Origin of the sequence: Pseudoalteromonas luteoviolacea NCIMB 1944 (assembly GCF_001625565.1) — a bacterium.
Lineage (GTDB): Bacteria > Pseudomonadota > Gammaproteobacteria > Enterobacterales > Alteromonadaceae > Pseudoalteromonas > Pseudoalteromonas luteoviolacea_F.
Genome location: NZ_AUXS01000047.1, coordinates 19,184 through 45,940 on the forward strand (window position 1 = coordinate 19,184; position 26,757 = coordinate 45,940).

24 protein-coding genes and 2 tRNA genes are annotated in these 26,757 nt (G+C 44.5%); 9 read left to right on the top strand and 17 right to left on the bottom strand.

All coding sequences use genetic code 11. The annotated features are described in order from the left end of the window. Nucleotides 1–61: 61 nt before the first annotated feature. Nucleotides 62–874, top strand: coding sequence for an SDR family NAD(P)-dependent oxidoreductase (locus N483_RS18010; protein WP_023399006.1), 813 nt, complete (start codon nucleotides 62–64; stop codon nucleotides 872–874). Here the strand turns inward: N483_RS18010 and N483_RS18015 are convergent. Next, nucleotides 871–1,761: a LysR family transcriptional regulator gene (locus N483_RS18015; RefSeq protein ID WP_023399007.1), complete on the bottom strand. Its 891-nt coding sequence runs from the start codon at nucleotides 1,759–1,761 to the stop codon at nucleotides 871–873. The genes N483_RS18010 and N483_RS18015 overlap by 4 nt on opposite strands. Nucleotides 1,762–1,859: 98 nt before the next feature. Between N483_RS18015 and N483_RS18020 the strand changes: the two genes are divergently transcribed. After that, a complete protein-coding gene (locus N483_RS18020; protein ID WP_023399008.1) occupies nucleotides 1,860–2,852 on the top strand; it encodes a zinc-dependent alcohol dehydrogenase family protein in 993 nt (330 codons plus the stop codon). A 315-nt stretch (nucleotides 2,853–3,167) separates the two neighbouring features. On the opposite strand, the gene N483_RS18025 is transcribed toward N483_RS18020, so the two are convergent. The 5 genes from N483_RS18025 to N483_RS27065 form a co-directional block, all read right to left on the bottom strand. Continuing rightward, nucleotides 3,168–3,551 (bottom strand): hypothetical protein, encoded by a 384-nt coding sequence (locus N483_RS18025; RefSeq protein ID WP_023399009.1) that lies wholly within the window; start codon nucleotides 3,549–3,551, stop codon nucleotides 3,168–3,170. Further along, nucleotides 3,548–4,147 carry a hypothetical protein gene (locus N483_RS18030; RefSeq protein WP_023399010.1) on the bottom strand — a complete coding sequence of 200 codons (600 nt, stop codon included), beginning with the start codon at nucleotides 4,145–4,147 and terminating at the stop codon, nucleotides 3,548–3,550. Before N483_RS18030 ends, N483_RS18025 begins: the two co-directional genes overlap by 4 nt. Nucleotides 4,148–4,339: 192 nt before the next feature. Further along, entirely contained in the window at nucleotides 4,340–5,716 is a 1,377-nt protein-coding gene (locus N483_RS18035; RefSeq protein ID WP_023399011.1) for a class II fumarate hydratase, read from the bottom strand. 8 nt (nucleotides 5,717–5,724) lie between these two features. After that, the gene (locus tag N483_RS18040) at nucleotides 5,725–6,096 is read right to left on the bottom strand and encodes a hypothetical protein (RefSeq protein ID WP_023399012.1); all 372 of its coding nucleotides are present in this window, start codon (nucleotides 6,094–6,096) and stop codon (nucleotides 5,725–5,727) included. A gap of 94 nt (nucleotides 6,097–6,190) precedes the next feature. After that, nucleotides 6,191–6,361 carry a hypothetical protein gene (locus N483_RS27065; RefSeq protein ID WP_023399013.1) on the bottom strand — a complete coding sequence of 57 codons (171 nt, stop codon included), beginning with the start codon at nucleotides 6,359–6,361 and terminating at the stop codon, nucleotides 6,191–6,193. Between the two features lie 197 nt (nucleotides 6,362–6,558). On the opposite strand from N483_RS27065, the gene N483_RS18045 reads away from it, so the two are divergent. Beyond that, the gene (locus N483_RS18045; RefSeq protein ID WP_023399014.1) at nucleotides 6,559–7,149 is read left to right on the top strand and encodes a DUF938 domain-containing protein; all 591 of its coding nucleotides are present in this window, start codon (nucleotides 6,559–6,561) and stop codon (nucleotides 7,147–7,149) included. Here N483_RS18045 and N483_RS18050 read toward each other — a convergent pair. Genes N483_RS18050 through N483_RS18065 form a run of 4 tightly spaced genes read right to left on the bottom strand, consistent with a single transcriptional unit; the run spans nucleotide 7,126 to nucleotide 12,755 of the window. Then, entirely contained in the window at nucleotides 7,126–8,286 is a 1,161-nt protein-coding gene (locus N483_RS18050) for a GNAT family N-acetyltransferase (RefSeq protein WP_023399015.1), read from the bottom strand. The two genes, N483_RS18045 and N483_RS18050, sit on opposite strands and share 24 nt — an antisense overlap. Next, on the bottom strand, nucleotides 8,276–9,547 hold the full coding sequence (locus tag N483_RS18055; protein ID WP_052027376.1) for an alpha/beta hydrolase: 1,272 nt from the start codon (nucleotides 9,545–9,547) through the stop codon (nucleotides 8,276–8,278). Before N483_RS18055 ends, N483_RS18050 begins: the two co-directional genes overlap by 11 nt. Beyond that, a complete protein-coding gene (locus N483_RS18060) occupies nucleotides 9,523–12,273 on the bottom strand; it encodes an ATP-binding protein (RefSeq protein WP_023399017.1) in 2,751 nt (916 codons plus the stop codon). The genes N483_RS18055 and N483_RS18060 overlap by 25 nt, the downstream gene beginning before the upstream one ends. 20 nt (nucleotides 12,274–12,293) lie before the next feature. Beyond that, a complete protein-coding gene (locus tag N483_RS18065) occupies nucleotides 12,294–12,755 on the bottom strand; it encodes an Lrp/AsnC family transcriptional regulator (protein WP_023399018.1) in 462 nt (153 codons plus the stop codon). A 137-nt stretch (nucleotides 12,756–12,892) separates the two neighbouring features. Between N483_RS18065 and N483_RS18070 the strand changes: the two genes are divergently transcribed. Both N483_RS18070 and N483_RS18075 read left to right on the top strand, forming a co-directional pair. Further along, the gene (locus N483_RS18070) at nucleotides 12,893–14,086 is read left to right on the top strand and encodes a PrnB family protein (RefSeq protein ID WP_023399019.1); all 1,194 of its coding nucleotides are present in this window, start codon (nucleotides 12,893–12,895) and stop codon (nucleotides 14,084–14,086) included. Next, nucleotides 14,076–15,188 (top strand): aminotransferase class V-fold PLP-dependent enzyme, encoded by a 1,113-nt coding sequence (locus N483_RS18075; RefSeq protein WP_023399020.1) that lies wholly within the window; start codon nucleotides 14,076–14,078, stop codon nucleotides 15,186–15,188. The genes N483_RS18070 and N483_RS18075 overlap by 11 nt, the downstream gene beginning before the upstream one ends. Here N483_RS18075 and N483_RS18080 read toward each other — a convergent pair. From N483_RS18080 to N483_RS27070, 4 genes are all read right to left on the bottom strand, one after another. After that, on the bottom strand, nucleotides 15,181–15,948 hold the full coding sequence (locus tag N483_RS18080; RefSeq protein WP_023399021.1) for an MBL fold metallo-hydrolase: 768 nt from the start codon (nucleotides 15,946–15,948) through the stop codon (nucleotides 15,181–15,183). The genes N483_RS18075 and N483_RS18080 overlap by 8 nt on opposite strands. A gap of 169 nt (nucleotides 15,949–16,117) precedes the next feature. Continuing rightward, nucleotides 16,118–16,210 (bottom strand) — tRNA-Ser (locus N483_RS18085). Nucleotides 16,211–16,228: 18 nt separating this feature from the next. Further along, a tRNA-Ser gene (locus N483_RS18090) sits at nucleotides 16,229–16,319 on the bottom strand. A gap of 199 nt (nucleotides 16,320–16,518) precedes the next feature. Beyond that, on the bottom strand, nucleotides 16,519–16,668 hold the full coding sequence (locus N483_RS27070; RefSeq protein ID WP_023399022.1) for a hypothetical protein: 150 nt from the start codon (nucleotides 16,666–16,668) through the stop codon (nucleotides 16,519–16,521). Between the two features lie 257 nt (nucleotides 16,669–16,925). On the opposite strand from N483_RS27070, the gene N483_RS18095 reads away from it, so the two are divergent. Continuing rightward, nucleotides 16,926–17,795, top strand: coding sequence for a diacylglycerol/lipid kinase family protein (locus N483_RS18095; protein ID WP_269201447.1), 870 nt, complete (start codon nucleotides 16,926–16,928; stop codon nucleotides 17,793–17,795). Here the strand turns inward: N483_RS18095 and N483_RS18100 are convergent. Continuing rightward, on the bottom strand, nucleotides 17,773–18,696 hold the full coding sequence (locus tag N483_RS18100) for a DMT family transporter (RefSeq protein ID WP_023399024.1): 924 nt from the start codon (nucleotides 18,694–18,696) through the stop codon (nucleotides 17,773–17,775). The two genes, N483_RS18095 and N483_RS18100, sit on opposite strands and share 23 nt — an antisense overlap. Before the next feature lie 103 nt (nucleotides 18,697–18,799). Between N483_RS18100 and N483_RS18105 the strand changes: the two genes are divergently transcribed. Continuing rightward, a complete protein-coding gene (locus N483_RS18105; protein WP_155250752.1) occupies nucleotides 18,800–20,251 on the top strand; it encodes a PLP-dependent aminotransferase family protein in 1,452 nt (483 codons plus the stop codon). Nucleotides 20,252–20,286: 35 nt separating this feature from the next. Here N483_RS18105 and N483_RS18110 read toward each other — a convergent pair whose 3' ends face one another. Next, on the bottom strand, nucleotides 20,287–21,075 hold the full coding sequence (locus N483_RS18110) for a DUF2884 family protein (RefSeq protein WP_023399026.1): 789 nt from the start codon (nucleotides 21,073–21,075) through the stop codon (nucleotides 20,287–20,289). 353 nt (nucleotides 21,076–21,428) lie between these two features. On the opposite strand from N483_RS18110, the gene N483_RS18115 reads away from it, so the two are divergent. Continuing rightward, a complete protein-coding gene (locus N483_RS18115; RefSeq protein WP_023399027.1) occupies nucleotides 21,429–21,611 on the top strand; it encodes a PA3496 family putative envelope integrity protein in 183 nt (60 codons plus the stop codon). Between the two features lie 60 nt (nucleotides 21,612–21,671). Here the strand turns inward: N483_RS18115 and N483_RS18120 are convergent, their stop codons facing one another. Next, the gene (locus tag N483_RS18120; protein ID WP_023399028.1) at nucleotides 21,672–22,121 is read right to left on the bottom strand and encodes a c-type cytochrome; all 450 of its coding nucleotides are present in this window, start codon (nucleotides 22,119–22,121) and stop codon (nucleotides 21,672–21,674) included. Nucleotides 22,122–22,483: 362 nt separating this feature from the next. Between N483_RS18120 and N483_RS18125 the strand changes: the two genes are divergently transcribed. Further along, nucleotides 22,484–26,542: a S8 family serine peptidase gene (locus tag N483_RS18125; RefSeq protein WP_023399029.1), complete on the top strand. Its 4,059-nt coding sequence runs from the start codon at nucleotides 22,484–22,486 to the stop codon at nucleotides 26,540–26,542. Nucleotides 26,543–26,757: the final 215 nt, after the last annotated feature.

The following is a 26,757-nucleotide window of genomic DNA, read 5'->3' on the forward strand; positions in this document are numbered from 1 at the left end:
AGATAAACCTGTGGTATTAAAGTAGCAGCTTCATTCTCAGCCAATGTGCATAGGAAAGAATATGAGCAAAACGATTTTGATCACTGGTTCAACTGATGGAATTGGGTTGGCGACCGCCTGTTCGTTACTGGAGCAAGGGCATCACGTGCTGTTACACGGGCGTAACGCACAAAAGCTAAGTAAAGTATGTCGCAGCTTGGTTGCGCGTTTTGGTAAAGATAAAGTTGGGCAATACTGTGCCGACCTATCTGTGATGACTCAGGTGAGCGCGCTGGCACAAGCCGTGGCTGAGGAATGTCCTCAGCTAGATGTATTGATCAATAATGCCGGGGTGTTTCATGTCGACGACACAGTGACGAGTGAAGGGTTTGACATGCGATTTATGGTCAACACCATTGCACCTTATATCTTAATGCAAGGGTTGCGTAGTGTGCTGGGTGCATGTGGGCGGGTTATTAACTTGTCATCGGCCGCCCAATCGCCATTTGAGGTCCAAGAGTTGCTCACGCCTAGTCATTTAACTGCTGGCGCCGTTTATGCGAAAAGCAAACTGGCATTGACCATGTGGTCAATGCAGATTGGCGCTCAGTGGAAAGAAACTGGGCCAAGCGTTATCGCAGTTAATCCCAAGTCATTTCTAGGTAGTAAAATGGTGCAAGAAGCGTATGGAATGCAAGGTAGTAGCGTGCAACTTGGTGCTGATATTTTGCTTGAGGCCGCATTATCTGAGCGTTTTGCTCAAGCTTCTGGATACTACTTTGACAATGATGTTGGCCAGTTTCGCGATCCACATGTCAGCGCGTCGACGCCGGGTTTGATGGCCCAATTGATGGAGGTTTTGATACAGCTGGAAGCACAGCTTCAAAGTTCCTAATCCCAATAGGGGACATCGCCGATATAGGCTTTTAGATAGTCGATAAACACTCGTACTTTGGGGGCCAGCAACCGGGAACTCGGGTAGACGGCCCACAGTGCGGTATCATTGATAAGTGGCTGGTCTTTGAGTACTTGAACCAGTTTTCCCTCTTGTAGTGCTTGATAAGCACACCACATTGAACACAAAGTGATCCCCATGCCACGCATACATGCGTCTCGAATAGCTTCGCCATTATCAATTTGTAGTTTGCTCGCAGGTTTAAATTTTATATTCCCTTGTTTGTTGGCAAATACCCAGTGCTCTATCCCGGTGAGGTTGATGATAGGGTGAGCTTTTAACTCTTCAATTGTCGCAGGGATACCGTGTTGCTCAATGTAATCAGGAGAGGCGCACAGAATACGTGTATCACTGGCCAATTTACGCGCGACCAAGGTGGAGTCGCTTAACGCAGCATTGCGAACTGCCACATCAAATCCGCCTTCGACCATATCAACTATGCTGTCGCTAAGGCGTAAATCAATATGAAGCTCTGGGTAGAGCTGCGTGAATTCAACAAGTGCGGGTACGATATGCATTCTGCCAAATGAAGCGGGGGCCGTGACGCGCAGTGTACCCTGAGGGGTATGGCTGCCTGCACCAATAGCTGCTCTGGCACTTTCTACGCTATCAAGTACTGACTCTGCATGAGGTAAAAAGGCAAACCCCTCTTCAGTTAATGACACTTTACGCGTGGTACGGTAGAGCAGTTGTGTCCCCAGTGTTTCTTCAAGTTTATTGATATGGGCACTGGCAACCGCCGCTGAAAGTCCCAACTCTTTGCCTGCAAGGCTTATATTGTGTGTCGCTGCGATGCGCGTGAACAACTTTAAGTGAGCAATATTCATTATCAACCAAATCTTAAAACTGATTGTGTTAGTCGCTGTATTATCAAAATTATAGTTAAAAAATATACTAGATGCATTCAATGAACGAGGGTTTAGTTATGAAAGCGATGGTGATTAATGCATTTGGTGGTACTGAGGTTTTTACACAAGCAGAGGCAGCACGGCCTAAGGTCAGTGCTGGGCATGTGCGTATTAAAGTGATGGCGAGCAGTGTTAATACGGTTGACACCATGATCCGAGAAATGGGTCCAGCATTGCCTCTGTCTCCGGCGCTACCAGCCATTTTGGGGATGGATTTTGCTGGCATCGTGGATGAAGTTGGCGAGGATGTAGAGGGCTTTAAAGTGGGCGATGAGGTGTATGGTTGTGCTGGTGGTCTGGCCGATTTACCCGGCGCTCTAGCCGAGTATATGGTTGCTGATGCAAACCTCATCGCACATAAGCCAAAGTCCCTCAGCATGCGGCAGGCTGCAGCACTGCCATTGGTTGGGATCACCGCGTATGAAGGTTTGATGCGCGCTGGCGTTGGTCAAAATCAACAAGTATTGGTGCATGGTGGGGCAGGTGGGGTTGGTCACATTGCGATACAGCTGGCCACGCATTTTGGTGCTGAAGTTTATGCAACAGGTTCAAAACCAGCACAATTGAGTTTGATAGAACAGCTTGGTGCAACGCCAATTAATTATCAGACTGAATCGGTTACCGACTATGTAGCGACGCATACGCAAGGGGCTGGATTCGATCTTGTCTACGACTCCGTGGGAGGCGCGAATTTATTAAACTCTTTTGAAGCGGCGGCGCTAAATGGCCAGATAGCAACTACTGTGTCACTGGCAGAAATTGATTTGTCAGTCGCCCATTTTAAAGGCTTGTCACTGCACGTCGTATTTATGCTGATCCCCATGCTACATAACGTGCAACGCAGCGATCATGGTCGTATTTTGGCAAGTATGGCCAAAATCGTGGATAGCGGGAAACTACAGCCTGTATTGGATAACACGGACTTTAGTTTCGATGAAATCGGCGATGCACACGCGCGCTTAAGCAGTGGGCAGGCAATGGGGAAAGTGGTGGTCAGCAATCGTTGGTAAGTAAAAATGTCTCCGCCATTGCATCAACTAAAATAAGTGCAGTTTTAACAATGTACCGCTATGATAAATTTATGTGTCTAAGCGTATGAGTTGTCGGTGTCTTTTTATCTTCTTTCGTTACTGCTGATGTTTGCACTGTTCGGCGTTGCATCAACGTATTTATTGCGTTTTATGTACTGCTATTGGATTAAAAAACGCCTAGTTTTGTCTTATTTAGGGCGGGCGGGGTTATGTGTCGCATTGGTGATACCACTGGTGATACTGAATTACATATTAGTGGGATAGACAGTGATGTTCACATCACTGTCTACTTGATTATTTCAACACAATAGATTGGCAGTTACTGCTAATGCATAGCGCTTGAACAGGTAATACTGGCTCACAAATTTCGCTGGCAATCTTATCTTTATTTTGTAATTGCTCTGCCATAGTGACCATTTTAGCGGCGTGCTCTACCTCTTCTTCATTCACATTGCGTGATGAATAAACTAAATACCGGCTTGGTCCACCACAGGTAAGCCGTTCACCTACCGCAATCACTTTACATTGAAAACTGGCGTCACATCCTTTATCTGCGATGATCTCTTCCAATGAGTCATTTGACTTCGCTTGAGCAGATTGAGGCTCTGAATAGGTGGCTTCACAGCCGGCTAAAAATATCAGTGACAGACCAAATAGTGTGCCGAGGTTCCACTTCATCGATAGTCCCTAGTTGGTGATTTGTTCGTTCCATCTAGTTTAACACAAGTATTTTCAACACATTGGGTTGATGGCTGACGTAAGTGCTCACAAATGCTGATCATGCCATGTTTGGCATTGTACTGTGCTTCACTGTCGGTGAGTTTTTTCGCCAATTCATAGACCTTGCTCTGATCGGCCGTTTTACTTGAAAATAATAAGTAACTTGAAGGGCCGCCACATGCTCTGCTGCCAACTGGAATGGCTATGCACTGGCTGTTGCTGTCACAGCTTTTGTCCTTAGTAATAAAATTGAGGTAAGCGTGTTGGTTTTTGATCCCTGCTTCTGACACTTCGTCTTCATCGTAGTGTGCAATTGGTTCCATGGTGGTGATCATTTTTGCCGGTGCAGGCTTACTGGTGCCCTTATCATGGCGAGTCGCTGATTTGGTTTGCAGCTGAGCTGGCTTCATCGGCTTTTTGCTGGGCTTTTCCTGTTGTTGAGATACTTCAGGTTGAGCCTGTTGTTGTGATTGCGTTGGCTCAGAGCCAGCCTTTGTTGTGGAACATCCTGAAATAATTACTAGGCTAGCAAGTGTTAGCTTTAATGCGTTCATAATCTATCCTGTTTTTTTTTAACAGTGTGCCGTGCTTTGTAATGAGATACAAGAGCAAGCACGCTAGGGTTAAGCAACAAATTGAGTGAAAACTGACCCAATTTAGTGGGCCATGACTCGCCTGTATAGATGCTGAATAGCGACAGGCGAGTGAACATTGCTAACCCTATATAAGACTAGAGCGCTTTTAAATTATAAGCCACCCTCAGTGAGCTTTTGCGGGTCAAGCAAGGTTTTAAGCTGTGCTTCGCTTAAGTCAGTATGCTCTGCCGCTACCTCTATGATTGGGCGACCTTCTTTATAAGCAAGTTTGGCAATTGCGGCCGCTTTTTCATAGCCGATCACCGGATTAAGAGCCGTTACCAAAATTGGGTTGCGTGACAGCGCACGCTGAATGTTTTCTTCATTGACCTTGAATGTAGCGATTGCTTTATCTGCGATAAGGCGAGAAATGTTTGCTAGTAGCTCAATGCTTTGCAAGATGTTGTATGCAATCACAGGTAACATGACATTGAGTTCAAAATTACCAGACTGTCCGCCAACGGTGATGGTCGCATCGTTGCCAATCACTTGCGCACTCACCATGGCGGCAGCTTCTGGGATCACTGGATTGACTTTACCTGGCATGATTGAAGAGCCTGGCTGAAGCGCTTGTAGTTCGATTTCCGCTAAACCAGCTAATGGGCCTGAGTTCATCCAACGCAAGTCATTGGCGATTTTCATATTGGCGACAGCCAAGGTTTTTAGTTGACCAGACAACGCAACGATGGCGTCTTGGGAACCAATGTTGTAGAAAAAGTTAGGGCTTGGATTGAAACGAATACCAACGTTGCTACTCAGGTAGGTATTGAATGACGATGCAAACTGTTTATCTGCGTTAACGCCAGTTCCGACTGCTGTGCCACCTTGACCTAACTGATAAACTTTTTCCAAAGAAGTTAAGATGCCTTCGTAGGCTGAGTCAATTTGCTGTTGCCAGCTGCTCAGGGTTTGCGCAAATGTAACAGGCATTGCGTCCATAAGATGCGTGCGGCCCGTTTTCACGTGGTGACCAATTTCTTTGCTCTTTCTTTCAATGGTCTGTGACAAGTGCTTCAGTGCTGGCAGTAACTCATAGACCGCCGACGTTGCACTGCTCACATGAATCGCAGTTGGGATCACATCATTTGAGCTTTGGCCCATGTTTACATCATCGTTGGGGTGGATCTGCAAGCCACTCTGTTGGCTAGCTAAGGTTGCGATAACCTCATTGGCGTTCATGTTAGAGCTGGTGCCAGAGCCCGTTTGGAATACATCGACTGGAAACTGATCTAGGTGGTCACCATCAATGATTTGTTGGCATGCGTTAGCGATGGCTTTGGCTTTATTTTGATCAAGGTGGCCGAGCTCCGCATTGGCTTCTGCCGCAGCTTGTTTAATGTAAGCAAGTGCGCGAACAAAGCTGGTTGGCATGGTTAAGTCACTGACTGGAAAGTTGTTGACTGCGCGTTGAGTTTGCGCTTGATACAGTGCTGTTTCAGGTACTTCTAAAGTGCCCATGCTATCAGATGCGGTACGATAAGTTGTCATGCTGACTCCTAGTTAAAAGGATTAAATTCGTGACTTATGATCCTAGCTTCTCGCTCTAAACGATAAAAAGAAGTCATCGAGCGGTGTTGTGTTTTATAGAAACGCTTTAATGCTAGAAGAGGTTTATGAAGCTGCTCGAAACACTGCTGGCGATAGCTTTGATGGACTAACGGATCAGCAATGTGGTTTAGCAGTTCAAAAAAGACACGTCGTAAATAGAGTTCTTGTAATAACACGCACGGTTTTTTCTCATACCACTTAGCCAGCTTAAATCCATCGTCGATAAATTTGGCCACGTGCACAGGGGCATCTAAATAAGGGCGTTGACATTGTGTATCTAAGCGGGGTTGAAACTGACACAGAACTTGAGGTGTAACCATGACGTATTATATTTTAGTGTAACGATAATTATTATCATTACACTAAAATAGGAGATTAGCAACCCTTATGCGGATTGTAGGTCGAGTGGGAGTGTTAGTTATATCCCAAGATAAATTGTTCAGTTGTTTGCTCTTTTTCCTGCTCTTTACTGCTCAGCAAATCTGCGACTTCTTGTTGGTAAGTTTGTTTTGACTCAGTGGTATCGGGCTCTGGGATATGACCTAAGCTCTGATTGGGCATATGCGTCACTTTTGAATATTTCATATTTATATCTCCATACAGGGTATTTGAACGGGTACACTAGGTACTTATAGTCAATACCAATGTTTTTTGCATACCATATACCAGAGTTTTTTTATCCATATTAATCAGTGAAGTAAATAGACATAACGACATAGTCGTTGCAAAATGCAAAGCACAATGCGCTATTTCGGCGCAGATCCGATCTAAATAGGTGCAATATGACAAAACCTTTTTCTCAGGCATGTGAAAATAATAAAGATCCAATTCTAGCGTTGTTGGCCCCATTTATTGGCAATATTAGTGCTGTATTGGAAGTCGGGTCTGGCACAGGCCAACACGCGGTGCACTTTGCCCAAGCATTGCCTGAAGTTGTATGGCAAACATCTGATTTAGCATGTAATCATGCCGGTATTACGCAGTGGTGTGAGGAGGCGCAATTGGACAATCTGCGGCGACCTATAACGCTTGACTTAACGCAGCATTGGCCTGTTGAGCAAGTACCTGCGATCTATACTGCGAATACCTTACATATTGTCTCACCTCAATTGGTGGTGCGCTTTTTCGAAGGAGTCAGGCGTCATCTCGCACCGCACGGCAAGGTTATTATCTATGGTCCATTCAATTATCAAGGGCAGTATACATCTGCGAGCAATGCAGAGTTTGACGCATTTTTAAAATCCCGAGACCCCAACAGTGGGATCCGGGATATCGAGTGGATAATCGATTTAGCACAGGCTGCTGGGCTGGAACTAGACGCTGATCATGCGATGCCAGCCAATAACCGCTTATTGTGTTTTATAGGGCAATAACGCTTTGCACTGAAGCGCATAGTGTGCAATTTGCGAGCGCTCTGTATTGATAAAGTTGTCGATTGCTTGATTAAACAAGGGGTGGAAAATAGTGTGATATGAGTGGGTTAACACAGGTTCAAAGCCCCTCAGCAGCTTGTGTTCACCCTGAGCGCCAGCGTCGAAACGTGCGAGTTGTTGGCTGATAGCGTAGTCTATTCCCTGGTAGTAGCACAATTCAAAGTGTAAGTGCTCACTATGCTCAAGTGCACCCCAATATCTACCATACAAAGTATCTTCATCTTGTAAATATAAACTGGCAGCAACAAAACTTTGAATGTCTGTTTGAGTATCCTTGCGATATGCACAACACAGTTTTATCTGATCAGGTATCGCAGTAAATAAGAGATCAAAAAATGCCCGCGTTAAATAGCCATTGTGTCCAGAACGTTTGCGATATGTATGGCAGTAACATTGATAAAACAGGTCGATAATCTCTTTGTTGATGCTCGACTTATCTAGCCAGACAATCGTGAGTTGAGATTGTGTTATCTTGTCGCGCTCTTTTTTAATCATCTTGCGTTTTCGCGCTTTCATGGTCGCCAAAAACGCATCGAAGTCGACATACTGTTGGTTGTGCCAGTGAAATTGCACCCCGTGTCGTTCAAGTAACCGGGTATTAGACCAAGCTTCCGCTGTTGAAGGGAAGTTAACATGCCATCCGGACCAGTCATGTTGTTCCGTCGCTTCATTCAAAGCCGATAGAATATATTGATACAGAGACTCAGTTGGTGTTTTACATAATAACCTAGTACCCACGACCGGTGTAAAAGGGACGCCACAGAGCCATTTGGGGTAGTAATCAAGTTGATGGCGCTCATAAGCTTCGGCCCACGCCCAGTCAAACACATACTCACCATAGGAGTGACTTTTTATATAGCCGGGCAAAATAGCAAAGGGTTGGCAGCTGCCTTGCTGGTAGATCACAAGATGGTATGGCTGCCAACCGGTCTGCTCGGAGACACTGCCGCTGCTTTCTAGTGCTCCAAGCCAAGCATAACTGGTAAACAAGCTACGACCCGCGAGTCGTTGCCAGTCGTTTTGGTCAACTTCACTAATCTCAGTAATAAATTGATGGCTAAATTGTTCAGTTGACATGGGTGTTTAAGAACTCGATAAGTTGAACCGTCATACCCTTGTAGTCAGGGTTAAATGTAACACGTGCAAAAGGTTGATAGGCTGCTTTATTGGCTTCGTGGTGTTCGCCATAGGTGATGATGTCAGCCGATTTACACGCTCGATAGGCTTGTGCGTCTTCAAAGTAGCTACCACAATGGCGGTAGGCACCATGCAAGCCGTAGTAGGGGTGCTCTTTTGGAATAAGCAAACCGATATGCGACATATCAACGACCCCATCTAATTTGCTGATTTGTGTTGTTTTGATGGTATCAGGCACAGCCACAGGCTGTTCGGCATATAGCCTCAACGCCATCGGTGCACTATGTCGTTTTGCCCAGCGAGTTAACAAGCGCATGGTTGCTTGACTGTCGATTGTCGCATCTACTTGGCTCATTATGGTTAAGATGGGTAGATCTGTCGGGACGGGTGTTTGCATCATATCAACCATCACTTCATGAACAAGTGCGGCAGCAGCCAGAGGAAATGATTCATACTTAGCAAAATCAAGATCTGCATCTTTATCAAGCCAATCCATAAAGGGCAGCCAATCAACCCACTGAGCCAGTCCACTGTTTTTGTTATGGGACGCGGTCGCCGGAGCGATCAAGACCAGTGCTTTGAGGTTTTCAGGCGTATATTTGGCGATATCCAGCGTAGCTAAAGCCGCACCAGTAGAAAAGCCCATGACCGCAAACTGGTTAAAGTCTTTGCTTGTACGTTCGATGGCATAGCGAACGTGTTGTTGCCAATCTTGGTATTGAACACGGCGTAAATCATCGGCAGCAGTACCGTGACCTGGCAACAGTAAGGTTCTGACATTAAAGCCCTGTCGATACAAATCTTGTGCGATTGAACTAAAAATATAAGGGGAGTCGGTTAAGCCATGGATCAGTAAGATGGCTTTGTCTTGATTGGTATGCAAGAGCTGGTAAGGGACGATGTGATCAATTACTCGGTGTTTTTCCGCCGTATTTTGTGCAACAACTGGCAGTGGACAAGGCAGACTTGCTCGCTTATTACGCGTTGCGAGCAAGGTGTTTGTAGCCTGAATATATTCGCTATACTGCATCTTAGCATTCAGTTTAAGCACCGGCGAACCAATTTGATTCGCGTAGCGATATTCTCCGGACGCCATGCCAGTTAGGTATTGTTGATGGTTTTTAGGCAGTGTAGTGCAATCCTGCGCGGCGGCGCCGATTGCACACAGTGCTGAGATTATGCCGATGAATTTTTTGAGCATGTTTTTGCGTAATGGGCCAGACATGCCCCTAGCTTATCGCGATCAAGCGGTTTTGCAAGGTGACTATTAAAGCCAATAGCCAGCGCATACGCTTTATCTTCAGGCATGACATCGGCAGTCAACGCGACAATAGGGAGCGCTTGCTGATCGAAGTGCTGTCGTAGTGTGGTCGTTGCTTGATAGCCGTCTAGCACCGGCATTTGGCAGTCCATCAAAATTAAATCAAACGCCTGTTGTTGTGCAAGTGTTACAGCTTGTTGACCATTCTCAACCAGGTGGTACGAGACGCCAAAAGAATCTAGCATTGATTTAATCACGATCTGATTCACTGGGTTATCTTCGGCGACCAGTATAGACAGTGTCGCGATGTTTGCTTCATCGAAATCGGGTAATTGAGCGCTATGGGCTTCACCAAAAGGGCAGCGTAGTGAGAAGTGGAATTGGCTGCCCACGTCTGGCTGACTTTCAACCGATAAGTTGCCATCCATCATGTCACTTAATTCTTTGCAAATTGCCAGCCCTAAACCAGTGCCACCAAAGCGCCGCGATGTAGAATCATCTGCTTGAACAAATGGCGCAAAGATATGGGCTAGATGTGTGGCGTCAATACCTATACCTGAATCAGAAATAATAAATTGTACGCGATAATCGGATTCACTTTCTGTTATCTCGCAGTGCAGACTTACTTGACCAGAATCAGTAAACTTAATGGCGTTGCTGCACAGGTTTATCAGAATTTGCTCAATTCTAAGTTCGTCACCTTTGAGCCACACGGCATGCTCTACATTGCTGTGCAGTCGCCAGTGTAGGTTTTTCTCTGTTGCACTGGTAGCGAATAAACTGTCCATGCGCGTCAACAGCTGTTGGAGATCGAAATCACGTTGCTCTAGGTGCAGCTTGTTCGACTCAATCTTGGTGATATCGAGAATGTCATTGACCAAGCCGAGTAGAGTTTTGGCTGCCATATCAATGTTCGTGACATATTTTTTCAAGGTGTCTACAGCTTGTGTGGTATTGGCCAGTGACGCAAAGCCAATAACGGCATTGAGTGGTGTCCGGATTTCATGACTCATATTGGCGAGAAAGCGGCTTTTTGCCTGATTCGCTTTTTGTGCATCCTGCAATGCAATATTGAGCGACTCGGTCCGTGCCGCAACCAAATGGTTAAGGGCAATATTTTGATAGTTGTAAAGCAGCACAATAAAGGTGATTAACGCGCATATGCTGAGCTGTATCGTCAGCAGCCAAATGGTCTGTTGGTGGTTTAAGTTACTGATGTAACTATCTTTAATAGCCAAGGTTAAGCGCCAGGTTTGGCCTGCGAAATGAATTTGCGTATTGTAGTGCGTATTGGCGTCGTAGGGTTTTTGCGCAATATCATAATTGCTGAAAAAAGGTGTTTCGCTGTTGCCGTCATAAAAAGCGAGGTCGTAATTATTTCCCAGTGTCGTTTTTAAGACTGAGGTTAGCAAAACATCTGTTTGTACAACGCCAATTGCATAGCCGATAATATCCGCGTTGATAGTTTGCGATGTCGTTGCATTTTGATGAAATACCGGAGAAAAGAGTACATAGGCAGGTTTTGCTGGATGAGTTTGTACCAATTTGACCACGTTGGTTGCTCTGGGCTGCAAAATGATTTCTGGGTCTTCCAATGCTGCTTTGCGGTTGGCTCTGGAGTATATATTAAAGCCTAGTGAGGCAAAGTTTTCAGCTTGAGGCGAGACATATTTCACGATCACCATGGGGTCCCTTGGATTCAAAGGTAAGCCGTGTAACTTCACTTCGTTGCGATAAAGAACATTGAGCTCGGATTGTAAATCGTTCGCGTGGGATTGCGCGATGCGTTGTCCCCAAGAAACCGCAAATAAAAATGGATAACGAGCCCTTTGTTGCTCAGCGATTTGCATAAATTTGGCTTGGTCGAATTTGGGTAAAGACTGCAACTTAGCTGCAACCCCTTGCACGGCCAACATGCTCAGATTTACATGGCGCAAAACGACATTTTCAATGATATTCACTTCGCGTTGTGCTTCTCTTTGTGCCGCTTGAAGATTGCCTTGATTGTAGAGATATGTGGTGGCGGTCACAGAGAGCAAGAGTATCGAACAAGTAGCCAAGATGATGCGTTTGTGTTGATAGTGACGCGGCTCAAACACAGTCAAATTGAGCAGCATCAGCAACAGAGGCGTAAATATTAAAATGCCTAAACTATCACCTAACCACCATGCAATAACGTTTTGCCAATGCTGCGAAAACGCATACAGCGGGTTGAAGAGGCTAAGTGCTAACATACCGATATTAGCGGATGCGACATTGGCGATGATACCCACTAGCAAGACATAGTACGCGATGTTTTTTCTTGAGCGCATCAATAGCGGATCACCCAACCAGAAGCGCATTAAGTAGCCCCCTATCAAGCCCTGCACTACAGCGCCAGTGGCGACCATTGAGACTTGCAAAATATCACTGTAATTATGGATATGGGGTTTGAATCCGAAGTAGGTACTCCAGTTAAACAAAATTGATGCGATGAAAATCGCCGGTGCGAAACGCCAGCCCCATAAGTAGCTGCCGACTAAAGCTATGCCTGCAGGCAACCAAATCGGGAGCACCTGATCTTGAAATGCGATCAGGGTAAATAGTTTTCCAAATCCAAAATAGCCTAACGCCAAGCCGATATAGGCGAGGAGATGGTGAATTGGCGAGCGGAATTGAATTTGCATAGATTACATGCCTATTGGACTCATAAAGGAACTCCGCGTTTATTAAAGGTCTGCTTTAGCACTATGGTTGATTCGACAGCTGCAATAAAATCTAACGACGCAAGGCTATGTTTAACAAAATGCTCATAACTTGGTAAGTCTTCAGCGATAATTTCTAGCAAGTAATCGTGACTGCCTGACACCACAGAGCAACTCCTGACTTGTCGCAATGCGTCGACATGATTTTCGAAGCTTTCTGCGGCTTGAACCGAGTTTTTGGTCAAGCGAATAAATGCATATACTAAAACAGAGTAACCAACAGCCGGAGGTGAAATATCGGCATGATACCCCAAAATAACACCGTCTTGCTGAAGTTTTTTAACTCGCCGCAAACAGGGGGTATCGGACAAGCTCGCTTGCTCGGCAAGTGCAGCATTACTCAGTCGTGCATTTTGCTGTAAAGCACTGAGTAATATTCTATCTTTGTTATCAATATCAGCCATATTAGTTAATTCTGCTACTTTTTATGATTAAAAATCAGTATTCCGCTATTTGAGTGTAACGATTAATAAATAATTGGCAAATATCTCTGTCGATGTTTTGTTAGCCTGACAATGATGCAATTTTCAGGATTTTTACAATGACACAGCGAACACAAGAATTTGACCTCTGGATAAGAAATGAGTTTGTCATGCTCAACGATAAATTAGAGGCAATCTATCGTGAACAGGCTGATCCGGCCAACGTAGAAGGGGTCGGTGACGAAATAAAACAGCAATTATTGTTGCAGGGGCAGCACTTTATTGAGGCGCTACTCGCTGAGGGTAATACCGATGAGGGGTTCGATAATGCGTTTGACTTACTCGGCAATGTTGGCTTGTATATGGCAGCATGTCGCCGTCATGAGTTGACTGAGCCAAGTAGAGAGGGACATTCCCCATTAAAGGCTGCTTCTGCACTAGCAATGCATATTGGTTCATCAATAGGTGTAACACCTAGATTTGCAACAGCGCATTTAACAACACACAATACTGCAATTAATGGGACGTATAAGCGTTTTACCAGCGATCCGGCTGAAAAGCTGTTTATAGATTACAACACACGTGGGATTTTAGCCTACAAGCGGGCCGCAGAAGCGCTATTAAAAGTTCAGCCTCTGGGTATTTCACACCCAATGGCGCCAGTGTTGTTAGAGGAAGTTAAACGCGCACTGGTCGATGTTATCAATTCGAACCAAGCACTGTTTAAGCAATTGGATACCGAGTCTTTCTTTTATGTCGTCAGGCCTTATTACAAACCGTACCGGGTTGGCAAAGAAGTTTATCGTGGTGCCAATGCCGGTGATTTTGCCGGTATAAATGTGATTGATATGATGCTGGGTTTATGTCAGGCGAATGATGTCGATTATGCTCAGATCCTCGTTGAAAAGCTGTTGTACATGATGCCGGAAGATCAGGCTACTTTGAAAGAGTGTATGCGATTACCCAACTTATTGGATGCTTTTTTAGCGGCACAGGCACAGTGCAAGGAGCCTTGGTATCAAGCGGCGTTAAAAGTATTTTTACAAGCGTGCAAGTTACATGGTGATACGGCAATTCAGCATCATAATCAATTAGTTGAAAAATATATTTGTGGTCCAGCAAAAGCGCTGGCTAACCAGCATTTAGACAAAGTTACTGCCAGTGGCCCACCATTGCAGGTATTGTTGGCTCAGCTTGAAACGCTACGAGACAAGCGGGCTGGTGCAAAACGAACAGATCTTGATACCCGCTATGATGATTTACAAACCCTGCGCAAAACCTTAGTGTCGAGTGAGGTGACAGATGCAAGCTGATAACTTTTTTATGCCGCAGGGAACCTACTTGTTGAGTCATTCGGTCGGGCGCATGCTAAAGAGTGCACCTGAACACTTTCACAATCAGTTTATACAGCCGTGGCAGCAGCAGAATCGTGAGCCCTGGGCACAGTGGCTAGATGGCATTATGCAGTTTAACCAAGCACTGGCCAAATTGCTCAATGGTCACGCCGACAATTTTTGTCCACAAACAAACTTGTCGAGTGGTTTGACCAAGTGGTTAATGAGTATGCCGTCGCTGCGCGGTCGTCGCATTCGAGTTTTGCTCAGTGAAGATGACTTTCCAAGTATGGGGTTTGTTTTACAGCAGGCACTTGAAGATGTTGAGTTGTGCTTTATTCCTGCTGGCGAAGATGTGAGTGTAATGTCGACTTGGCAGTCGCATTTAACGGCACATTTCGATTTGGTTTTTGTCAGTCATGTTTACTCTAATACGGGACATCAAGCACCTGTTGCTGAGATCGTATCACTGGCAAAACAGCACCAATGTAAGGTGATTGTCGATATTGCACAATCTGCGGGGATTTTGGCAGTAGACTTAGCCGCGTGGCAGGCAGACTGTGTGCTGGGCTCATGTGTGAAGTGGCTGTGTGGAGGACCTGGAGCTGGATTTATTTGGGTCTCACCGGCGTCATTGGCTGACTGCGCGCCAAAAGATGTCGGGTGGTTTTCACACCAAGATCCGTTTGAATTTGATATTCATCATTTTGCTGCTCACGACACCGCATTGCGCTTTTGGGGTGGAACGCCTTCGGTTGCACCTTATGTGATGGCAGCGCACAGCATTGATATGTTGCGTGAATATGGCATTGAAAACATTCGCCATCACAACTTAACTTTGCTTGAGCGTCTTTGGCAAGCACTCCCACCTGGGTGTATTTCATCGCCGCAATTTGAAAAGCGCTGTTCTGGCACCGCGATTGTTAATGTATCTGATGATATGGAAAGTTGTTTACATCAGTTGTCTCAGCAAGGTATCGCGGTGGATGCGCGTCGTTATGGGTTGCGCATATCACCGCACGTGTACAACGACAATACGGACATTGAACGTTTCATTGCAGTTATTAAGTCAGTTATTTAGGTGGTAAAGGTTGGTGAAGGCCAAGGGCTTTTTTGGTCTTCGCTTTGACTGAGCGCCAATGTGTGACAGGTACGTGGGGCGCAAGTTGATCTAAGCGATCAAAGTCAATATCAGTAAATGGGATCTCACCTTGGTGTGCCAAAATGATCGATGCCGGTTTCAGCTTACGGATCCTTTGTAGTGATCTGCGATAACGATTGGGGTAAAAAATTGGGTAGGGCGGTATAAACTGGCCTCTGACTTTAACAAAAAGATCGGCCACGTAAAGGCGCTGTGTAGTCACGTGATATATAGAAAGATCTCTGTCTGTGTGGCCTTGTGTGTATATAGCTTGCCATTCATTAAAGTCAGGTAGTCGCTCTTGATCTGCTAAATAGTAGTCTGCGGCTAATTTTCTCGCATACCAAAGATTCTTCCGTGCTTTCTTTTTTCTTCCGGCAACCCACAATGCCAGAATCATATCGGACCAATGCATTAAAATGCCATCGAGTCCGCTATACCAATGACCTGCTACTTTGGCTGTTGCTATTTTTGCGCCACTACGGGATCTGAGCAAGTGCGCCCCTCCGGCATGATCGGGGTGCATATGCGTCACAATAATGAGTTTGAGATCGGTGATCGGGCGCGACAACTCCTTGCAAATAAAATGACAGACAATATCAACATCTGCGCGTGTACATCCGTCGAGTAACAATAACTTGTCGGGGTACTCGACTAAGTAAATTTGTTGAATGTACCCTTCGATAAAATGAATTTGCATGGGTGATCATAAAGTTTAAAAAGACATGACTATATTCTTAACACATCTGACCAGTTTGTGAAGTGAAAAAGTATTCAATGCGAAATTAAGGGATGGGGGCTTAAAAGAAGTTGAATGTAAATTTCAGACATAAAAAAACCGTCCAATGGACGGTTTCTTTACAAGATAATGGCGGAGGGGGAGGGATTCGAACCCTCGATAGGGCTACAAACCCTATACTCCCTTAGCAGGGGAGCGCCTTCAGCCACTCGGCCACCTCTCCGGCGCAAAACTTTAAAAATGGCGGAGAGATAGGGATTTGAACCCTAGATACGCTATTAACGTATGCCGGTTTTCAAGACCGGTGCTTTCAACCACTCAGCCATCTCTCCATGGGCACAGATAATACTTATCGAATTGGGTGCTGTAAATAGTTTTTTAATCGTTTGCTGAAAAAATAGTCAAAAAAGCGAAGTTATTGAATTGTTTGCCTGAAATTTATACTTTTTGATAGGGTGTGTTTAAAATGTAGACGGGAAAAACAGTTGATGGCCGCACTGAATTGGCCATCAAGTGTACAAGAGTACAGATTTACTTATGCATTACCACAGCACTAAGGTTCAGTGATCGCCCGATTGTACTTAACCAAGCCATCCACTGAATTTGTGGTTTTTGTGCAATAGCGCGGATTGGTTCATGGGTGGTTTGCGTGTTGCTGCACGCAGCAGCTGAATTAAGCATATCGTACTCCAAATAATTGACTGTCGGTTAATTTACTTGGTTATTTTGCATTCGGGATGATTAAAATTAAAACGATAAAAATTGCCTGTGAAGCATTAGAAAAACTAATGGGTGGTTGTGTTGTTGTGCTGTTTATATGAACTAATGAATATTTATTCAATGGTTTGTTGGTGCTTTTGTTGTGTTTTGTGATTTATAATTGATCGGTTGAATAGTTATTCAGATAAAAATATTTAGGGATTTATCTTTTGTTAGTGGTGTATAACCCGCAGGGTGGAAAAAAAATGCTGGCGCATAAGGAGTGGTTAGAAAAAAACGCTCTTGAGCGTCAAATCAAATTGCAATGGTATGCAACATGTGGCTGTTTTGAGCGCGATTTAGCACAGCTAAAGTATTTAATAAAACAGCAAAATCAAGTGACAGTTTTAGGTGGTGATGGCACGTTAAACTTAGCCATCAACGCTTTATTATGTGTAAACGAAAGCGCTTTGGTTGATACAAACAAGAGTGTGGCTTTATTACCTTGCGGTACGGGCAATGATTTCGCTCGACAATTTGGCTATTCAATCAGGCAGTGGCGCGCTGCCGTTTTTGCTGATTCCACGTGCAATGTAGATGTAGGTCAAGTAGACCGACGCTATTTTATCAACATGGCGGGTGTCGGCTTTAGCGCTGAAGTGGTATCCGCGATGGCAGGAAAAAAGCGTTTTGGCGCGCTTAGTTATACATTTGCAGGGATAGCTAAGTTATTTTTTTACAAGGGTGTCACTGTTAATGTCGACGGTATTGAGCAGCGCGTCTTAATGAGTCTATTTGCCAATGGTCGTCATTTTGCTGCGGGATTAACACCGGCGCCATTGGCTGAGGTGGGCGATGGCCAGCTACAGATGGTTACTATTCCGAATATTGCTTGGCACAAACGTTTGCTGAGTTTTGCATTGATGTTATTTGGCTTACACACCAAATTATCGTGGGTAAAGGTGCAAAGTGGGAGCAATTTCAAGATAACTTCTTCAAACATTTGTGTTGAAGCCGATGGGGATTTAATCGCAACAACGCCCGCGTTGGTTAAGTGCAATGCGGCGTCGTTGCGATTGAAGGTGCCTAGTTTGGATGGGCCTGTTTAGTTTGCAACACAGAGCTGTACTTGTTGAGTAGCTTCTTGGGGGCAAGTACCAGTAAATTGCCTGCGCAAATAAGGCCAAAGCCAATAAAAGTATTGAGCTGCCAAGTAAAGCCTTCAAAAAGTGTGCTGAGCACTACTGCTACAATCGGGAATAATACGATGATATAGCTGGCGCGCTCTGGACCAATATTTTTTAGTAGAGAAAAGTAACATGCAAAGGCGATCACAGTGCCAAAAACAGAGAGGTAAAGCAGAGAGAGCCAGTAACTGGTATCGGCTTGTGCCACAAATGACAGTGGGCTGAAGGCAATATATGCCCCGAGCAACACACTGCTGTACAACATGCCCCAAGCGTTGCCCTCTAAAACACCAATGGCGCAATCTGAGTTGCGGATACTGACCATATTTCCCAAAGATGCGACAAAGGTTCCCGCCAGTGCCAATGCCAGACCAACCAAGGTATTAGAAGATAAATCAGCCGTCCCTAATTCGTGCCAAAACAAACTGACGATCCCAGCTACACCCAAAGCCGCGCCAATATAGCTTTTAAAGGCAATTGGCTTGGCAAAAAATAGGCGAGTATTGATCATGTTTAAGATCAGCATAAAGGAGAAAGCGATAGATGCCATCGCTGAAGATAAACTACCTTGTGCCCAGTAAAGTAGCAGGTAATTGAGTCCAAAGTTACCTATGGCCAAAAGTATGAAAAAACCGTGATCAATGAGCTTAAACTGCATGGGAAGCTGTCGCCAAACAACAAAGCCCCACATACAGAGTGCAGAAATAGCAAAGCGATAAAAGAGTGATACAACTTCGTTGACTTGACCGAGCTGGAACTCAATGGCCAGCCAAGTTGAGCCCCAAATAAGAACGGTAATGATATATAACAGCCAATTTCTCATCGTTGGTCCTTGTATAATTGGATTATTGCGACAAGGAGCAGTTTACTCGGATAATCTGTGTATAATAGATACAGAAAAAGTCATTTTTAACCTATACAGATTGATGTGGAGTCATCGCGTGCAAAGCAGTCAATTCCTTTATCAGCAGGTCATTGATGTGATCAATGACATGATCTCTCAGCAGGTGCTCAAACCAGGAGATAAACTTCCTTCGTTGCGAAAACTTGCGCAACAGCTGTCAGTTAGTATCCCGACAGTTAAACAAGCCTACTATCACCTTGAAGGGCAAGGGAGAATCTATTCGAAAGAAAAATCCGGCTACTTTTTATTTGATGGTGAGCAAAATACTTTACCAAGGCGCTGCAAGTTGCCCATCAACCCAACTCAGGTCAACAAGCAGTCTTTAATTGAACAGGTATATGAAGGGATACACGCGCCACACGAGGCGAAATTTGGCATTGCTAACCCAGTGACTGCGATGGGGGATGAAGCTATATTGGCAAAAATGATGCGCAGTGCCTTAAAACAAGCAGGTGAGCAACTGTTGCAGTATGGCGCTATGGATGGGCTGTTGAAGTTAAAGCAGCAGATAGTACAGCGTTATTTGCATATGGGGTTATCTGTAGTCGCCGATGATATTGTCATCACCAATGGTGCCCAAGAAGCACTGGCGATTGCGTTGCAGTGCGTGACGCAGCCCGGAGACGTCGTAGCGATTGAGTCTCCTGGCTATTTTGGCATCATAGAACTAATTGAAAACCTTGGACTACAAGCAATTGAAATTCCAGTTTGTCCTGATGATGGCTTATGGCTTGAAGACTTAGCACATGCGCTGACCAAACACGATGTAAAAGCATGTGTGTGCTCTACCAGTATTAACAATCCGATTGGCAGTTTCATGCCGGATAGTCGCCGTCAAAGTTTGCTACAAATGTTGGTAGAAAATAACGTCACGCTTATCGAGGATGATGTATATGGCGATTTGTATTTTACCAAATACCGTGGCAAACCTGCTCAGTATTATGCCCAACCTGGGCAAGTGATCACCTGTGACTCATTTTCTAAAACAGCGGCGCCGAGCTATCGAGTTGGGTGGATGTTGGCACCGGGACATGCTGCCAGAGCGCGTCGATATAAACGGGCGCTGAGCTGCTCTTCATCACTGATCAATCAATGGGTATTGGCAGAGTATCTGGCATCGGGCGCTTATGATCGCCATCTCAAAAAGTTGCGACTGCGGCTACAGGAAAACAAACAAAAAATGCTGGCCTGTATTCGCAGTGCCTTTCCAATTGAGACACGGATCAGTGATCCGCGAGGCGGTTGTGTAGTCTGGTTAGAGCTGGATGCAAGTATTGATGGTGGTACATTGTTCAATATGGCAATGGCTCAGGGGATCAGTTTGACGCCCGGACAGCTGTTTAGTGCGTCGGAGCGGTTTCAAAATTGTATACGACTGAGTTATGGACTGCCATGGCAGGACAAACATGAAGCGAGCTTAAAGCGATTGGGAGAGCTGGTACAAGTACTGAGTGACAAGAAGAGGGGACCTTAAACAGCGTCCACTCATTGGTTGGAATGTTTTCTTACTTAGTGGGATGTAGTGTGCATCAAAGCGTACCCAGACAGCGTCGGCATTGATTGTGCTAGATGGGCCTCTTGCTGGGCTATCTGTGCAAACTGATCACATAGTGAGTCTGCACTTGCTTCAAGTTGTTCTGCTTGCGCATTGATCCGACGTTCAAAATTACTACCTAATTGTTCCATACGTTGCTCAAAGGCATTGATGTCACCATCCGCGTTTTTCATTTCTGAACCCAGTGAAATGAGCAGTGTGCCAATTGACTCAAACATGGCACTTTTCACTGCGCTTTCAACACGGGATTCAAATTGCTGCTCGAAATGCTCGCCAAATTCAGCCATGGTTTGCTCACCCATGACAAAAGTACCCTCTTGGTAAAAGGTATTTTGTACTTCCACATTTAGTTCATCGAGGATCTCTGATAGGTCATCAAAGCTGTTTAAATTGAATGTTGTGGCAACTTCATTTAGAGCAACTTCTGCCAGATCGACCGCTTGTGTCGCGACTTCGGCGACTTTTGGTAATTCAGCCCGCAATGTTTCTGCATAAAAAGAGAGAGCTTGGCGTTGCTGCGGTGTCACTGTGATTATTTGCCCATTAACAGACAAGGTACCATCTGCTGCGATCATCATATTTTGGTTATTAGCTTGTGTTATTGAGATCTCTTCAGGTGTGATTCTGACATCATTTTTGAACTCTAACTGGCAGTTATCACTGGAGATTGAAAAGTTGTGATCGCTATGCGCATAGACAGAGGAAGACGATAAAATTGCAAGTGTAATTAAAGTGGTTTTCATGGCTTGGCTCTTATTTTTTGTTGATGACACTTTGTGTATTCCAAGTATGATGCCAATTTTTAAAGTCCATATTTTTCAATTGCATACGGTTTTTATCGAGATAGGAGGTCAGGATAAAAATAACCTTTCAACTAAAATTTGGCCATTTTACTCATAATTTGGTTTGATTTGTTTTGTTAATCGTCACGATAAAAATCATTCACTGTCCAAGCGGCTTATTTCGAGCTAAATACTTTATAAGTCGTAATGTGTGTGGGGAGGTCTTTATCGCCCACCCCACTTATGCATACAGCAGTAAACAGCTATATCCGTGTATTGAAAGTTGATCTCTAAAGGTTAAATAGGAGCTTATCATGGGTAAAACATATTCCTATGATCCATTGGATGACGAATATCAAGAAGAATTTGGCACACTGAATGAAAAAGATGTTAATAAGCAGCGGCAAAAAGTCAGAAAAAAACTAGACGAGTACTTAGAGCAAAAGCGATTGCGACGACATTTAGGAGATGATGAATTTGACTTTTTTGATGAGTAGTCTCACAGCATGAAAGAGAGCGACGGTCATGCTCTCTTTAAATGTGCTGTATTTTGGCGATTAATCTTTAAATGATTTGTGACAATCTTTACAGCCCTGCGCCCACTTGCCAAATGCTTTGGCAATCACCTTTTTGTCTCCAGATTCTGACGCTGTAGCGAGCGCTTGCGCATACTTGGCGAAGTCCGCAGCTTTTTTATCGAATGTTGCTCTGTCGCTCCATATTTCTGGTAAAGCGCTGGTGTCGCCTTTATCAGTACCCGTGATAAATGCTTCCCATGGCATATTAGAAAGTTGGGCTGCATTGTGGGCACGTTGTTTGAAACGTTCTGCATCAAACGGCACTTTACCTTTAAGCATGTCGCCCATATCACCAATCTGATAGCGAATTAATTGAAACGCTGCTTTGCGGTACTCAATGGCATCCTCTTTTTCTTTGAACAGTGTGCTGGCTTGACTTTGCATACTGAAACCCGCCAGCAAGGTTACTAGTGTCAATAACTTTTTCATAAGTTGCCCCTTAAATAAATAATTCTATCCCTTTTTAAGGGTTTCAATAGGATTTGGCAAGATTCTGAGGTCAACGGTAGCGCAAGTGTCTTAAAGTGAAAACAAACTGTTTACTTTATGGGTCCAAATAGGCAGCTCATTTACAGTAAATTTAATTTATATCTGTTTACTTTTCTTCACATTGTGCTTTTTCTTATTAAAACAAAGGTTTACGTTGTTGAATAAAATTAAAGTTCAAAAAATGTAACTTAATTGTATTTCCATTATTGCAATTAACCATGTAGTCACATTATATTGATGAATGATTCTACTCTCTAAATATAAATAAACACCAAATTAAACAACAAGTCCTAGGGGAAACTATGGCCAAGTATTCATTTAAAGCGACAGCGGTAGCTATGGCTGTCTCAGGTGCTCTTTCAGCAGCATCAGTAAGTGCTGCGACATTAGAGACCAACACTCGTTCACTTAACACAGAAGTAGCAAAAGTAGAGCTATCTGCAAAGCAAGAAAATAGAGCTGAGGCTTTCTTAGTAGTTTTAAAACAAGAAACTGCTGCAAACCTAATGGAGCGTGGTAATTACTCAGTAAGTGATGCACGTCAAACGGTTGCATCTGTAGAGACGTTACAAACAACAGTTAAGCGTGATTTAGCAAGCCTAAATGCAGATATCAAAGTTGTTGGTTCTACTAAACTATTAGCATCAACTCTGATTGTTGAAGCGTCTGATGAAGCACTAGAAAAGATCAAAAAGAATAACAATGTAGCGCGCATCTTACCTTTATATGACTATGAGCTACATGTTGCTGATGCAAACAATTACATCCAAGCTGCACCTATTAATACTGCAGGTTTCACTGGTACTGGCCAAAAAGTTGCTGTACTAGATACAGGTATTGACTACACGCACAAAGTATTTGGCGGCGCTGGTACACAAGAAGCATATGACGCAGCACAGGCAGATCCAGCAGCGGTAACATGGCCACAAGGTCAAGTTGTTGGCGGTTACGACTTTATGCGTAACGATGCGGACCCGATTGAAAACGATCCTGCAAACCCAACTGAAGATGACGCACCAACATCTCATGGTACATCTGTATCACACTCTGTAACGGGTATTGCTCCAGATGTTGAACTTTACGTTTACTCAGTGTGTGGTGGCGGTTGTCCATTTGCAGCTCAGCTAGGCGCACTAGAAGCAGCAATGGATCCAAATGGTGACGGTGATATCAGCGACCGCGTTGATGTAATCAATATGTCACTAGGTGGTGAGTTCGGTTCTACTGATCGTGAAGACGGTACGCAATTCCTAATCCACCAAGCAGTTAAAATGGGTACGAACGTTGTTATCTCAGCGGGTAACGATGGTAACCACCCATTCCGTATCGGCGGTCCAAGCACAACACCTAACGCGCTATCTGTAGGTGCAATGGGTCACCCAGTACTACCTGATCTATTCGCAGTTGGTACTCTAAATGGCGACCGTATTGATGTTGGTACTGCGAGCTTTGGTCCACAAGACCCGTTCTCATTCACAAACGCAGATACAGAACTTGTTTACCCTGAAGCAAATCAAAATGGTTGTAACATCCCTGATCCAGATAACGAAGGTGAAGTGTTAAATCCATTTGAAGGCATGGACTTCACTGGCAAAGCGGTACTAATTGACCGTGGTGCGTGTGCGTTCGTTGACAAAGCACTAAATGCGCAAGCTAAAGGTGCAAAATACGTTATCATTGCTAACAATGTTGAAGGCGGTGCGCCAGGTCTTGGTGGTTCAAGCGACGCTGTAACTGTACCGACTATTTCTGTTTCACTAGATACAGGTACTGCAATTAAAGCAGTATTGGCTGCTGGTAATCAGCCAACGTTTAACTTTGGTATTGAATCACACGTTGCAATTGACAGTGTTGCTGACTTCTCTTCTCGTGGTCCTTCAATGGATGGCCTACTTAAGCCAGAAATCACAGCACCAGGTGTTAACATCCAGGTTGCTGCGACAGGTACACTTGACCAGTTAGCTGGTGCAACTGGTACTTCTTTCTCAGGTCCAATCACTGCAGGTGCTGTAGCACTAGTACGTGAAGCGCGTCCAGAACTAAGTGCTGCACAAGTGAAAGCGGTACTAATGAATACTGCAAACCTAAATGTATTCATGGAGCCAAAATCACTAAATGCAGAGACAGAGCTAGCGCCAATCAGTTTAATCGGTGCCGGTCTTGTTGATGTTAAGAAAGCGGTTGATTCACAAACAGTTGCATGGGTACACCATGATGACTACGACACAATTCAAGCTGCACTTTCATTCGGTTTTGACGTCTTAGAAGAAACAACGACGTATACTAAGACTGTATATGTTAAGAACTTCCACACAGAAGAGAAAACATATAACCTACGCACTGAAGATCGCTACACAAGTGATACAGATCTAGGCGCAACAAGCTGGAAGTTCCCTGCGTCAATTACAGTTGCTGCTGGTGAAACTGCTTCTTTCCAAGTTGAGTTAACAATTGACCCAAGCAAACTACCTGCATGGAGCCTACCTAACCCACAAGGTGCAAATGACCTAACTGCACGTGCGGCTGCGTTGACTCTTTCTGAGCTAGACGGTGCACTAATTTTTGATGACCAAGCGCTAGACGGCGATCATGACATCCACATGGTTTACCATGTACTACCACGTGCAAATGAAGGTGTTGAAGTATCTGTTCTTGAAGAAGGCGATAAGCGCGTTCAAGTAACAAACAACGGCTTCACAACCTTTAACGTTGTAACAGATCAGTTGGTTGCTGTAGGTGAAGAAGCATCTGCAGAAGACAAGCAATTCAATATCCTAAGCACGTCATTCAATGTATACGGCAGCGAGTCATGTGACTCTGGTGCAATCTTCACAGCGTCAATGGCACTACGTGATGAGCTAACAATGCACCGTCAAGCGGGTTACCGTATGACACTAGATGTAAACTACGATGGTGTGCCTGACTTCTTCTTACAAAACTACAACGATGTAGGTCGTAGTGCAGCCGTTATCGGTCGTGCTCGTACATTGAGTGGTCCAATTATCGATGGTGAAGATCAGTGGAGATTCTTGTCAGCAATGTTCCACGAAGGTGGTACTAACACAATTACCTTCTCTGGTTGTTCTAGCCTAATTGGTTTAGATACGTCTAACCTTGGCGACAAGATCATGATCGAAGCGCAAGCGGGTATCGGTAACTACCAGTCAGGTATCTTCGAAGTAACAGACTCTTTAACAGGTCACACTACATTCGAAACTGCGCCAGCTTCTCTAGTTGATGCAGATGGTAACGCTGTTGAATCTCTAGCTCCGGGCGCATCTGCGTTTGTTGATAGCTACAAGCCATTCACACTAGCGTCAGACGACCAAATCTTAGCGAATATCACAGCTGATATGTTACCAGCGGTAGTGGCTCCTATGATTGCTGATGCAGACTTAGAAGTATCTGAAGATGCAGAGGTAGGCCACGTAATTGGTCAACTAGAAGTAGTTGAACAAGACGGTGCTGCTAAGATCTCTGAATTCGAGCTTGTTGCTCGCTCACATTCAGGTATCACAGTACACAAAGACGGTTCAGTTGTTGTTGCTGATGGTGAGCCTCTAGATTACGATGCAGGCGTAATGTCAGTTGAACTAACTGTTGTTGCTCACGATGAAAAAGGCTTCAAGTCAGAGCCTACAAATATCATTGTTGACGTGTTAAACGCAGTTGACGAAGATTCAGAGAAAGCACCATATGTTGCTGAAGGCCAAGAGTTTGACGTTCAAGAAAACGCAGACCTAGGTACTGAAGTTGGCATGCTTGAGTTCATGGACCAAGATGACAATGTTTCTTCATTCAAAGTTGAAGGTTCTGATGCAATTGCAATTGACGCTGAAGGTAACATCACTGTTACTGGCGAAATTGACTTTGACCAAGGTGAGTCTTTCGAAGTAACTGTAACAGCTGTTGATGCAGACGGTCTTGAGTCTGAAGCGGTAACTGTCGTATTCAATGTTGAAGAAGACGAATACGAAGGTAAGCCAATGATCGAAGAAGGTCAGAGCTTCAACATCGAAGAAAACAGCCCAGTTGGTACTGTAATTGGTCAGCTAACGTTCTCTGATTTCGACAACGATGTTGTTGAGTTCATGGTAGCGGGTACTACGTTAATCACGATTAACGAGCAGGGTCAGCTGATTGTTGCTGGTAACCTAGACTTCGAATTCGACCGTCAGTTCAGCTTCGACGTAACAGCGAAAGATGCGGCAGGTAAATACTCTGACGACGTTCGTGTTGAAGTTCGCTTGATTGACGTGAAAGAAGACAACGGTGACGACGATGACGATTCAGGTTCACTAGCTTGGTTGACACTACTAGCTGCACCATTTGCTGCACTACGTCGCCGCAAGCAAAAGTAATATGATTGATATCAGCTGAGCCTGATAATTAATCAAACATAATAAACACCGGCTTTGAGCCGGTGTTTTTTTATGTCCGATTAACGTTGGAATTAGAAACTCATGGGCAGTTCCCCAAGGTAGATGGAATGGAGGGCCAGCAACACCTTCAGTATAATAAAGGGGGTTATAAATGAGTTCGTTTAGCGTGGGAGGAGCTTATACAAGTATATAAA